Raw genomic sequence first — 13,516 nt, 5'->3', positions numbered from 1 at the left:
TTATGCATAATTTTATAATTAAGTACAGCTTTCTTTTTTGCATGTTGATTAACAGCAATCATCTGGTGGGGCAGATGGATCAATGTAAAGGACTACCGACTTACTTTGCCAAAATGGGTATAAATCCTTCTAGAGCATATTTATCGACTACAGAAAGGAATTTGGTTGGTATGGCACTTATTGAATCCGAACAACCTGGAAATCACAATGCCAGGATAATAACAATAGTTGAAGATTAAAGTTGGAAAGACACGGGATATCTTGGTGCCATTTGTACCGATCACTTTGGAAATTCGTATGTACTGCCATCGGCAAAAGTGAACATGTTGCAGAATCCTGTTGAAAAGCAAAATAATATTTATAAAGTGGATGCCAATTCCGGTAAAATGGAAGAATTTGTAAAAATTCCAATGGAAAGAATGCCCGGTTCATTCAATCCATTTGGTGTTTTGGGAAGTTTTTATGATTGTTCGACGAAACAACTTTTGGTCAGTACCGTGGCAGGTTCAGATGAAAAAAGAGAGATTGGTGGTGTTTATACAGTGGATGTACTTACCAAACAAATCAAAAAGATAATTTCCAATAAAGACATATATGGTCTTGCATTACACATGCATTCAGGAAAAAGAATTTTGTACTTATCCTCCGCACGGGAGTCAAAATTATATTCCATCGAATTGGATGCCACCAACAGTCCCACGAGTTCCTTAAAAGAAGAAATTTCAATTCATGGACTTGGGCCGAGGGGGGATGATAAAATTCGTAAGATAAGATTTACCAAAGATGGAAGGATGCAGTTGTTTACCGTGTTGTTTTACTACAACCTTTCCTCACCAAGTGAAGAACAACAAAGTCAAATGTTTTTTACTTATGACCCAACCAATAAAAATTGGAAATTAAGTGGAATCGAATAGATAAAAAGCTTTATTCAGGGTCTTTAAAACTTGAGCTCACTGTGTTTTGGGAGTTTTATTAGTATTTAAGTAATTTTAGGCAACGTGGACAAAAAGTAGGCTAAAAAACGTGAAACCCATTGTTGGCATTGAGTTTGAGAGTTATGAAAGTATATGAATAAAAAAATTGCTTTCATTGCGGCAGTAAAATCACCAAGAAGAATGGTAAGAGGTTTAACAAACAGTTGTTTAAATGCCTAACATGTAATCGCCAATTTATTGGGGGAGACAGGCTTAGAATTGAAGAAATATGGCATGAATACCTTTATGGTAAACAGACATTATCTCAACTAAGTAAAAAATACAAAAAGAGCGAAAGGACAATACGAAGGATTTTATCTAAAGTTGAAATCCAAACTCCAGCGAAACAAATTCGTGAGATTGTAATAGTCATGGACACAACCTATTGGGGTAGGGAATTTGGTGTTATGTTATTTAAAGACGCTTGGACGGGAGAGAACATATACAAGCAGTACGTTAAATATGAAACAGTTAACTTGTACAGACAAGGAATAAAAAATATTGAAGAATTAGGCTTTAAAATTAGAGCTATAGTATGCGATGGAAGGCGAGGATTATTAGGTGGATTTGGAGAAATCCCAACACAAATGTGCCACTTTCATCAAATAGCAATAATCACTAGATACTTGACCAGAAAACCCAGAACTCAGGCCTCACGGGAACTTAGACAGCTTGGAAGTCTACTGCCAAGAACAGATAGAGAAAGCTTTGAAGGTTCATTGAGTGAATGGCATAGTCGATGGGAGAAGTTCTTAAATGAACAAAGTATTGATGAAATTACAAACAAAAGAAGTTATGTTCACAAAAGATTGAGAAGTGCATATAAAAGCTTGAAAAAGAATTTGCCTTGGTTATTTGTAAGTTATGAAAACCTTCATATGAGAATACCACAAACTACCAATTCAATAGATGGTCAATTTGCAGATCTTAAAAATAAACTCAGGGTACATAATGGATTAGGAATTACTCAAAAGATCAAAATGATAGATGAGTTTTTGAAGGCATAATGGCCTCTAGAATGAATAAAAAAAGGGTCTTAATAAAGACCCATTAGACATTCCGTCAGCCATCTAGTTTATCCCTAGTAGGTTGCTCTCCAGCAGAGCCTGTTCTGTTTAACTAGACGCAGCAAAATAAATCAAGCTAGTTAAATTCTCAATCCTTCCGTAAAAAAAAACAGCCTACTTTTTGTCCACGTCAGAGCAATGACTCAAAAACAGCCTACTTTTTGTCCATTAAACCTAATTTTAATTAAATTATATAGTATTGAAAAACAATTAAATACATATATTAATATAAATATATTAAAAATAATATTAATATGTATTGGATTTGTCTTTACTTTGCCTTTCTATACAAGCAGTGTTTAAGAATGACACCGAATTTGTATAGGAATACCATAATGGTGCCAAATTTTTGGAAATGTGGTATGATTATTGTTCCAAACCTCCTGAGAAACAGAATGAATGAGAAAGGGCAGGTTCCTAGCTTGTGCTGAAGAATGAAATCCTACAGCATTTAGATTCCCACCTTTTCTTTTTATGGATTTGAATTTGAAACTTCAATAGATGATGTTCATCTTTTGAGTTTTGGGTCATGTTATTATTGGTTTGCAAGAAATTGTCAATCAAATCTGCTTGTATGCATAAACTGTATACTTGTGTATTCTGCTTAACGATTGATTTGTAAATCTGAAACAAAGTAAATCTATCATCATTATGATGTTTTACAGTAATCATGAATTAGGATTACTGTATATTTTATGATGTTGGTTACTATTTTTAGAATTGATAAATTAAAAATTTATATCAACTAAGTATACAGCCATATGAATTATTTAAAGTTACTTTTTTACTCTTTTTCTTTGGTTTTTCTGATATTGTTATCAAGTTTCCAAAGACTTCACGCTCAAACATGTCCTACAATTCTTTCTGCCGGAGGTATGATAGAAGTATGTAAAGGCGGTACTGTAGATCTTTTTGCAGAACTAAACGTAGCTCCTACTGGTATTAAGTTTACCTGGACTGGATCTTTTTCTGGATTGCTAAAAATGGCGACAGGTCCTGCAGGCACATTTATGAGCTACACACCTACTGTTACTGAAGTAGTTACTATTACAGCAGAAAAGGCTGGCTGTACTACCTTGGTAGATAAGGTTAAGGTTATAGTGCATGACGGAGCTACTTTTACCAAGTGTCGTATCATTGACAATTTTGATGAACCAGATGGTACTACACAACAAACAGTGCAAGTCAAGTCTCCAATCTTAGGTGGCCCCATTTTTGAAACTAAAACTTTTACCGGCTTAAATGCAGGTGGTTTGATCGGAAATAAGCGTACGATGAATATTTGGTACGTGGTTGGTGACCTAACTTCCCGAGCCGATGTTTTGAAAGAGTCCGATATAACAAGCCCATATTTTAATGAGTGGTTTTACAGTAGTAGCAATGATGAAGGGAATGAATCCAATACAGAATTGGTCTACGGTGGTACCGGGGCAAATCAATTAAATTGGGATGGAATCTGTGATTGCCTCGACCCCAATGGTAAACCAGATGCTACTGCTGGATTTAGACTTTATAATTATTTTGCCGATCAATCTGGTGTGACAATGACTGTGACTATAACAGATGGTAGTGGAAACACCGGTACTATTTCCAGAAATATGCCTGGATCCGGATTTGGTGACTATGATGAAGAGTTTTCATTGCTTGATTTTACTGTGGCCAATGGGTTCAATTGGTGTGATATCGACAAAATATCTTTGTATATGAATACAAACTTTATTTCTGTCGATTTTAAGTTTGACCAATTTGATTTTTGTTGTTTAGTTAAAGCTGAACTGGGTGATAATAGCATTAAGAAATGTCTGGGATCTTGTATAAAATTAGACACATTATTTAATTGTCCGATTCCAAGTGGTTTAATTGGATCACATAATGTCAATTGGAAAGATCCTAATGGTAATTCGGTAGCTTATAACGCTCTTATTTGCCCATCTACAGCAGGTATGTTTAACTACACTGTAAACATTAAAGACAGTTTGGGATGTGAATCAAACTTTACCCAAACTTTTAAAATTTGCGATACACCTTCAGTAAGTATACCCAATGTGGCTATTTGCAAGGGTAAAAGTGTGGTATTAAGTCCAACCATCACTGGTGGAAACGCACCTCTATCTTATTTATGGTCTCCAGCTACTGGTTTGTCATGTACAACTTGTGCAAATCCTACAGCGAATCCTACTACTACTACTACCTATACACTAATCGTTAGTACAACTGAGAACGGAGATAATGGAATAAATGCTTGTTCTGGTTCTAGACAAGTGACTGTAACAGTCAACGATCTTCCAGATGGCAGTATCACAGGAGCCACTGGATTGTGTAATGGGGCCACCACGACGCAAATCTGTGCAAAACAAGCTCCTGCCGCAAATATTACATACAGTTGGAGTACATTGGAGACAACTCGATGCATTAATGTGGAGCAGGTACTTATACTTTAACTGTTACCAACACAACTACTGGTTGTACGGCTACTTCTCAAGTGACCATTAGTCCAGTCCCGAGTCCATCTGTGACAGTGAGTTCGGATAAGAACAATGTTTGTGAAGGAACAAAAGTAATTTTAACCGCTGTTGGTAGTGGAGGAACAACACCTTATACTTTTACCTGGAGTACCGCGCAGAGTGGAAACCCAATTCAAGTAACGCCATCAGCTCCTTCGAGCACTTACATTGTAACTATTACTGATAAGAATGGTTGCACTGGGACCAATACTATAACGATAAACGCAACTCCTAATGATATTCAGGTGAATGTAACTACAAACCCGGATATATGTAGTAAAAAATGGTGAAGCAACTGCAAATCCAACTGGAGGTGCACCGCCATATTCTTATGCATGGTCCAATGGAGGAAATACCCAGACCATCACAGGTTTGTCTCCGGGCAGTTATACCGTGACTGTGACTGACATTTCAGGTTGTTCTCGTTCAGCCACTGGTACTGTTGGAACCGTAGCTGGACCTTCTGTAAATATAACAGGAGCCAGCCCAATTTGTGCTGGGGGATCCGTTACATTAACAGCAAATGCAACAGGAGGTACAGCACCCATTACCTATAGTTGGTCACCGGGTGGCATGACTACATCAGCAGTAACAGTTAGTCCTGGTTCAACAACGACTTATACGGTTGTGGTAACTGATGGCAATGGTTGTACAGCATCCAATTCAGTGGAGGTATTTGTCAATCCTAAACCTCAAGTGACCATTACACCAGTGAATCCAGTTATATGCAATGGCTTTTCAGTCAATTTAACAGCGATTACTTCAGGAGGCACACCTACTTTTAGTTATTTATGGAGTCCATCTACCGGGCTTTCGTGCACAACCTGCCAAAATCCAGATGCTTCACCGACAGCTGATCAAAATTATCAAGTCATTGTGACTGATTCCAAAGGTTGTAAGGATACAGCTCAAGTATTAGTGAAAGTAAATAATAACCCAACTCCAAGTTTGGTTGGAAAAACCAACGAACAATGTGGTAAGAAAAATGGTACCATCACAGTGACAGCCACTGGGGGGGGATCGCCATGTTCTTATTTATGCAATACTTCACCACAACAAACAGGCAACACTGCTACAGGTCTCGCCGGAGGTACTTATACCGTTACAGTTACAGATAAAAATGGATGTACAGGGACTTTCTCCACAAGTATTATTAATGAAGGAGGTCCTACTGTAGATATAACAGGAACAAATCCGAATTGTATAGGAGATAATGTGATCTTGACTGCCAATCCTAGTCCAAAATTACCAAGTGAATATACCTATCAGTGGAGTGCAGGTCTTGGAACCAATCAAACTGCAACTATTAATAATGTTTTGATAACAAATGATTACCATGTGACGATTACGGATAAGGTGACAGGTTGTACTGCAACTGCAACTTATACCGTTCAAGTGATTGGATGCGCTGTCGTAACTCATTTTAAAGAATTTGTAGGTGTCACTCAAACTGGTTTGAATACTTATGATGTTTCTTTTAAAATCACAGTGGACAATATTGGCACAGGAAATGGAAAATATAATTTAAAAGATTCATTGGCATTTGATAAAGACGTAATAGTTAATACAATAAAATATAGCACCAATGCTGTTGGAAATCCAGGTAATCCTGGTTCAATCGCACCGCCATTGGATGGTAGTAACAGATATGATTTAGCGGTAAATCAAAATATAACGGATGTAGAAGTCCATGTGTACAATTTAACAATTTCTGTTACCTTAAATCTAAAAGGAACGCCTCCTCCAGGAGGAGATGGCTCATACAAACCTTGCGCCGAAGTTACACCGGGAGATTATATTCCAGAAAACGGTTTATATAATTTATCCATACTCGATACACCTAATGATTTTAATGATGAAAGGGATGAAGCTTGTGGAGAATTGCCCATTATCAATCATGAAAAGTCTGGTCCGGTGGTCGTTAAACAAGGCCCGAATACTTATGATGTGACTTATACTATAAAGGTTACCAATAGTGGTTTTGCTACAGGTAAATATACTCTGAATGACATACCAGGATTAGAAAATGATTTTGAAGTATTGTCTGCTCAATATACCTCTACCGCACCAGGTAATCCGGCCAATCCAGGACCATTAGGCTTAACTTTATCTGGACCGTGGAATCTTGCAAATGACCAAAATATTATAAAGCAAACGACACACACATACCAAGTTAAATTACAGGTGAAAATTGATTTAGTTGCAACTGCAAGTGTTGGCGACGAGATGTATACGCCTTGTGGGACAAATAATCCAAACGTACCGCAAAGTGGAGAAGGATTATTTAATCGAACGACTCTTGATGTAAATGATGATGGAATTCTGATCAACGGGATACGGTTTGTGCCGATATAAAAATTATAGATTTAGCATTAAGGAAAGTTATACTGAATCCTGCTGGATCTTATAAATACGGTGATAATATCACATTTAGAATAACTGTTTTCAATCAAGGCAATACTGCTGTTGAGAATGTCAAGGTAGCTGATTACTTACCTGCCGGATTAAAATATGAAGGAGGAGATCCTAATTGGACGATAGTTTCCGCCAATGAATTGGAAGGAACATTACCAGGTGTTTTAAATCCTGGTGCATCTAAAACAATAGATTTGACCTTGCGCATCGTTGCAAGTTCGGGTGGAAGTTTTGACTGGATCAATTTTGCTGAAATTAAAAAAGCATTTATAGGTACAGATGAAGTTTCAGACGAGGATATCGACAGTGATCCATATTCTAATTCTACAAAAGAAAATGCGGTTAAACCTGGAAGTCCGGATGATAACGTCATCACAGAAGATGGAAAAAATAATCCAGAGGAAGATGAAGACGACCATGATCCTGCAGGTATTGAAGTATTTGACCTTGCTTTAAAGAAAACAACAACAGCCATTGGTCCATTCCAATACGGTAGCGTGGTACCATTTGTCATCACAGTTTATAATCAAGGTAGTATTCAAGCCCGTGATGTTGTTGTGGTGGATTATATTCCTTCTGGATTTGCATTTGGACCAGGAAACGCTATATGGACCAATGGAATTAGTATGGCGACAACAACCATTCCTAGTATTAATCCAGGATCAAGCGTCAATGTTACCATAAATTTAGTGGTTCAACCAGGCAGTAATCCTTTAGACAGAGCATGGTATAATGAGGCTGAAATAAAAACGGCTAAAGATGATAAAAATATTACCCAAACCGAAGACATTGACAGCAGATTCAACATGAATCCTGATGATGACAATGATGTGGTTATTGATGGTGCCGATGATAATGAAATAAATGAGGATGGAAAAAATGATCCACAACAAGATGAGGATGATAATGATCCAGCAGCTATTAAAATATGGGATCTAGCATTAAAGAAAGTTTTTGTGTCTGGTTCTATTAAATACAATAATCCATTAACTTTTAGAATATGGGTTTATAACCAAGGTAATGAAACAGCCAAGGATGTTAAAATTGCAGATTATATACCAACGGGTTACTCCTTTTCTGCAGGATTGAATCCGGGATGGGGCGGAGCATATCCAAATGTTAATTACACGATAGCTGGACCAATTGTTCCAGGTGACAGTGCCTTTGTAGATATCAAACTTACCTTAGAAAACACTTCAGGAGGGTATCGCAAATGGATTAATTATTCAGAGATAACTTCAAGTAAAGACCTGAGTAATGCAAATCGATCAAATGATGACATTGATAGCCAGGTTGGTAGTGACGGTGCTGGAGAAAGAGCAGTTTTGCCAGGACGTACCAATGATAATAACATTAGCAGTACCAATAAAGGTGGAGAAGAAGATGACCATGATCCTGCAGGACCGGGTATCGAATTTGGAGAATTATTTGACCTTGCTTTAAGGAAAACTGTTATTACACCGGCTCCATATGGATATGGACAAGACATTGATTTTAATATAAGAATATTTAATCAAGGAAACCTTACAGCACAAAATATTAATGTCGTAGATTATGTTCCAGCAGGATTTCAATTTATTGCAGGAGGAGTGAATGCTGCATGGAGCTATGCTGCAGGATTGTCACAGGCATCTAGAATTGTGTCGGGTCCATTAAAACCTGGTGACAGTTTGGACATAACCATTCGATTAAGAACTTTGCCTAATCCAGGTAACAGTAATGCTTACATCAATTTTAGTGAAATCAAATCTGCTCAAGATACCCTAGGAAGCCTTCAGGGAGACATTGACAGTAATCCTGATGATAATCCAATTAATGATATTGGAGGACAACCTGGAGGTCCTACTGATGATTTAGTAAATGACGATGGTACGATTGATGAAGACGATCATGATCCTGCCATGATTAATGTGTATGATCTTGCCCTGATAAAAGTGACAGCAACAGCTGGGCCATATAGTGTTGGTCAAGTAGTTGATTTTAAAATTACAGTATACAATCAGGGAACTCTACCGGTAAAAAATGTAGTAGTCAATGATTATATTCCTATTGGTTATACTTACAATGCAGGGGATAATGCAGGTATATGGAGCGGTTCATATCCATTGGTGACGCACACACATGCTCCTCAATTAAATCCGGGAGATAATTTTGAAGTAATCTTGAAACTAAGATTAGCAGGAACTTCAGGTGGGTACACCAATTGGATAAATTATAGTGAGATTAAAAGTATGCAATCAGTTAATGGAACTGATGTATCTTCTCAAGATGTCGATAGTGATCCAAATGGAAATACTCCTGGGGAGACAGCTGTTACACCAGGAAGTCCAAATGATAATAATATCACAGACATCACCAAAGCAGGTGATCAGGATGATCATGATCCGGCAGGTGTCAATATTTTTGACCTTGCACTACGTAAAACAGTAGTCACTGGTGGACCATATACATACGGACAAGATGTTGATTTTAAAATAACCGTTTTTAATCAAGGAAATTTAACCGCTAAGAATATTTCAGTGGTGGATTATGTCCCTGCAGGGTATCAGTTTATAGCAGGCGGTGTAAATGCAGGATGGACTTACTCAGCTGGAAATAGACAAGCAACCAGAACAATAGCGGGGCCTCTAACGCCTGGACAGAGTATAGATGTAACTATCCGTTTAAGATTAATAGCAAATGCATCTTCTTCTGATGCTTACACAAATTTTGCAGAAATTAAATCTGCCCAGGACTCTACAGGAGCACCTGGGAATGATTACGACAGTGACCCAGATGATGATCCAACCAACGATGATGGTGGAGAACCAGGTGGTCCGACTGACGATGAAGTTACGAAGGCACCTCCTGTAGATGAGGATGATCATGATCCTGCGATCATAAGTATTTTCGACCTTGCCTTGCGTAAGAAATTAGTAACTCCTGCTACAGGACCATACACGTATGGTCAGACACATACTTTTGAAATAACCGTGTACAATCAGGGTAATGTGACTGCTAAGGATATTCAGGTAAAAGATTACATTCCTGCAGGGTATAGTTTCACACCAAACAATGGTTGGAGCGGAGCATTCCCGACAGTCAGCAAGACCATAACAGATACCATCCAACCAGGTGGCAGCAGAACGATGACCTTGAATTTGACCTTTAATATGGTAGCAGTTCCATCGTTGAAATCATGGGCAAACTATGCAGAAATTGCAGGAGCAAATGATTTAAACGGAGTGCCTGGAGATGATGTGGACAGTGACCCTGGATCAAATACAACAAATGAACAAAATATTATCCCTGGTAAACCAGGAGATGATGATATAGCAAGTACATCTGATAGTGGACTTGGCTCACAGGACGATCACGATCCTGCAGGACCATGGGTTTTTGACCTTGCCACGATCATTGAAAACAGTGTAGATAATGTAAGCAGTTATGGCGAGTTGATCAATTTCCCAATCAAGGTTAAGAATCAGGGTAATATCAACAGTGCAGGATACACTTTAAGTGTTCTTGTGCCTACGGGATTTGCTTTTACAGCGGGACCAAACGCAGGATGGAGTTACAACAACATAACCAGAATAGCCACTTATGTAGTACCGGTAACGGATACGATTAAGCCTGGTGAAATGGATATGTACAATTTAGTACTTACCTCTCAGCCATCCAACGGAAAAGATGCTTGGACTGTGGAAATAGAGATCAGTGCCGACAATCCTATTGCAGATGAGGCTGGAATCAATGACATAGACTCCAATCCGGATGCAGTGTATAATAATGATCCGGGTGGATCGCCGATTCCGGACAGTGAAGGTGGAAATTTCCCAGGCAGTGACGATATTCTGAATGGAGCAGGAAATGGCACAGTAGGAGATACAAACGCAGCAGGTGATGAGGATGACAATGATCCGGAATACGTAAAAGTGTTTGACCTTGCGTTACGTAAAAAATTGGTTAATCCTGCAAGTCAGCCGTACACTTACGGTCAGACCCATACCTTTGAAATTACAGTATATAATCAGGGTAATGTGACTGCTAAGGATATTCAGGTAAAAGATTATATACCTGAAGGATATAGTTTCTCACCAAACAATGGCTGGACTGGAGCATTCCCGACAGTCAGCAAGACCATAACAGATACGATACAGCCAGGTGGCAGCAGGACTCTGACCTTGAATTTGACCTTTAATATGGTAGCAGTTCCATCGTTGAAATCATGGGCAAACTATGCAGAAATTGCAGGAGCAAATGATGAAAACGGAGTACCTGGAGATGATGTGGACAGTGATCCGGGATCAAATACAACAAATGAACAAAATGTTATCCCTGGTAAACCTGGAGATGATGATATATCAAGTATATCTGATAGTGGAATTGGCTCACAGGACGATCACGATCCTGCTGGACCATGGGTTTTTGACTTGGCAACTATCATAGAGAATAGTGTTGACAGAATCAGCAGTTATGGCGAGTTGATCAATTTCCCAATCAAGGTTAAGAATCAGGGTAATATCAACAGTGCTGGATACACATTAAGTGTTCTTGTGCCTGCGGGATTTGCTTTTACAGCGGGACCAAATGCAGGATGGAGTTACAACAACATCACCAGAATAGCTACTTATATTGTACCTGTAACGGATACGATAAAGCCTGGTGAAATGGATATGTACAATTTGGTACTTACCTCACAACCAGCAACTGGAAAACATGCATGGACCGTAGAAATAGAGATCAGTGCCGACAATCCTGTTGCAGATGAAGTGGGAATCAATGACATTGACTCTAATCCGGATGCAGTGTACAACAACGATCCGGGCGGATCACCTATTCCGGATAGTGAAGGTGGAAATTTCCCTGGCAGTGATGATATTCTGAATGGAGCAGGAAATGGTACAGTAGGAGATACAAACGCAGCAGGGGATGAGGACGACAATGATCCGGAATATGTTAAGTTGTATGATCTTGCATTAAAGAAAACTGTTGTTACCCCTCAACCATATAGTTATGGACAGAATTTAGTGTTCAGGTTGCGGGTTTACAATCAAGGAAATGAATCCGTAAAAAATGTGAGGATTCAGGATTATATTCCAATTGGATATTCATATGTTGCAAGTCCGGGATGGGCTGTAAATGGACAGGGTGCAGTCTATACTTATGGTGGCACTTTAAATCCTACAGATTCATTTGACATCAACATAACTTTAAAACTTGAACACTCTGTAGGTGGTTATAGAAACTGGATTAATTATGCTGAAATTACAGATGTACAAGATACATTGGGGAATAATGTAAATACATTTGATGTGGATAGTCGTCCGGGATCAAATGGTTCTGCTGAATTAGCAGTCAAACCAGGAGATGCAGCTGATGACAATATCACCAGTATCGATAAAGGAGGAGAAGAAGATGATCATGATCCTGCTGGTGTTTCAATTTTTGACGTTGCACTTAGGAAAAACTATATAGGACCATTGCCAATTAAATACAATCAGGTAATTCCATTTGAAGTTACTGTATTTAATCAGGGAAGTATCAGTGCTCAAAATTTTGAAATAGCAGATTACCTGGCTCCGGGGTATGATTTTGATGTGGCAAGCAATCCTACATGGACTTACAATCCAGTAACCAGAATTGCCACAACAATTTATACACCAAAGGTTATTCCTGGAGATAGTGCCAAGGTGGTTATTAAGCTCAAGGTTAGGCCTACTTTGTTCAACAGAGCTGCCTGGAAAAACTTTGCAGAAATAATTACAGTGACGGATACAACGAATACCCCAGGCGATGACATAGACAGTGATCCGGATGATGATCCAGATAATGACGGGCCTCCTGAAGATGGAGAAATCGATGAAAATCCGCCGATTGATGAAGATGACCATGATCCTGCTGATCCGCCTGTTGTGGATTTTGCCTTGAGAAAATGGATTCCTGGTAAAAAACCATATTATATTCCTGGGGACACAGTGGACTTTATTATTAGTCTCCACAATCAGGGAAATGTTGTTTCATCTTCTATCGGTGTGAATGATTACATTCCAGCAGGCTTCCAATTCCTACCAGCTATAAATGCAGGTTGGAGTGTAAACGGAACCAGATTGGAATATTCATATGGTACCAGATTGTATCCGGAAGACAGTGTACAATTGCATTTGAAATTGAAAGTGATAGTTTCTGCCAACCCTACTCTTTCAGATTGGGAAAACTATGCAGAGATCAGGACGATGAGAGATACATTTAACCTCATAAGAGATAATGATGATGCAGACAGTAAACCAAATACAGACGATGCCTGGGAAAGAGCAGTTCATGATGATGATCCATGGGATGATGTAATTGATGGAAATGGACAAGTAGAAAATGAGGATTCCGATGATCATGACCCAGAAAAGGTAGTCGTAACTGCGTGGATTGGAGATTTTGTGTGGAAGGATCTGGATGGTGATGGTGTTCAGGATGCAGGTGAGCCGGGAGTACCTGGTGTACATGTGTACCTGTACAAGTGTGCAGATGGCAGTATCGTAAAAGAAGGATACAACAGATGCAAATGGTAAGTATGAGTTTG

7 protein-coding genes and 1 pseudogene are annotated in these 13,516 nt (G+C 38.7%); all 8 read left to right on the top strand.

Translation table 11 applies throughout. From position 1 onward, the window contains the following. Positions 1 to 2 precede the first annotated feature (2 nt). The 8 genes and pseudogenes from IPJ83_07165 (at position 3) to IPJ83_07130 (ending at position 13,505) form a co-directional block, all read left to right on the top strand. The gene (locus IPJ83_07165) at positions 3 to 239 is read left to right on the top strand and encodes a hypothetical protein (protein ID MBK7880320.1); all 237 of its coding nucleotides are present in this window, start codon (positions 3 to 5) and stop codon (positions 237 to 239) included. 84 nt (positions 240 to 323) lie between these two features. Continuing rightward, positions 324 to 914 carry a hypothetical protein gene (locus tag IPJ83_07160; GenBank protein ID MBK7880319.1) on the top strand — a complete coding sequence of 197 codons (591 nt, stop codon included), beginning with the start codon at positions 324 to 326 and terminating at the stop codon, positions 912 to 914. A 278-nt stretch (positions 915 to 1,192) separates the two neighbouring features. After that, positions 1,193 to 1,981: a hypothetical protein gene (locus IPJ83_07155; GenBank protein ID MBK7880318.1), complete on the top strand. Its 789-nt coding sequence runs from the start codon at positions 1,193 to 1,195 to the stop codon at positions 1,979 to 1,981. 821 nt (positions 1,982 to 2,802) lie between these two features. After that, positions 2,803 to 4,482, top strand: coding sequence for a hypothetical protein (locus IPJ83_07150; protein ID MBK7880317.1), 1,680 nt, complete (start codon positions 2,803 to 2,805; stop codon positions 4,480 to 4,482). A 41-nt stretch (positions 4,483 to 4,523) separates the two neighbouring features. Beyond that, positions 4,524 to 4,835 (top strand): hypothetical protein, encoded by a 312-nt coding sequence (locus IPJ83_07145; protein ID MBK7880316.1) that lies wholly within the window; start codon positions 4,524 to 4,526, stop codon positions 4,833 to 4,835. After that, positions 4,813 to 4,899: pseudogene (locus IPJ83_07140) on the top strand (SprB repeat-containing protein). Before IPJ83_07145 ends, IPJ83_07140 begins: the two are co-directional and overlap by 23 nt. An 18-nt stretch (positions 4,900 to 4,917) precedes the next feature. Further along, the gene (locus IPJ83_07135) at positions 4,918 to 6,900 is read left to right on the top strand and encodes a hypothetical protein (protein MBK7880315.1); all 1,983 of its coding nucleotides are present in this window, start codon (positions 4,918 to 4,920) and stop codon (positions 6,898 to 6,900) included. Between the two features lie 200 nt (positions 6,901 to 7,100). Beyond that, on the top strand, positions 7,101 to 13,505 hold the full coding sequence (locus IPJ83_07130) for a DUF11 domain-containing protein (protein MBK7880314.1): 6,405 nt from the start codon (positions 7,101 to 7,103) through the stop codon (positions 13,503 to 13,505). Positions 13,506 to 13,516 lie beyond the last annotated feature (11 nt).

The sequence above is a fragment of the Candidatus Vicinibacter proximus genome (assembly GCA_016713905.1).
In the GTDB taxonomy this organism is placed as follows: Bacteria; Bacteroidota; Bacteroidia; order Chitinophagales; family Saprospiraceae; genus Vicinibacter; species Vicinibacter proximus.
The sequence above is the reverse complement of the archived record's forward strand: the minus strand, read 5'-3'. Positions and strand labels throughout refer to the sequence as shown.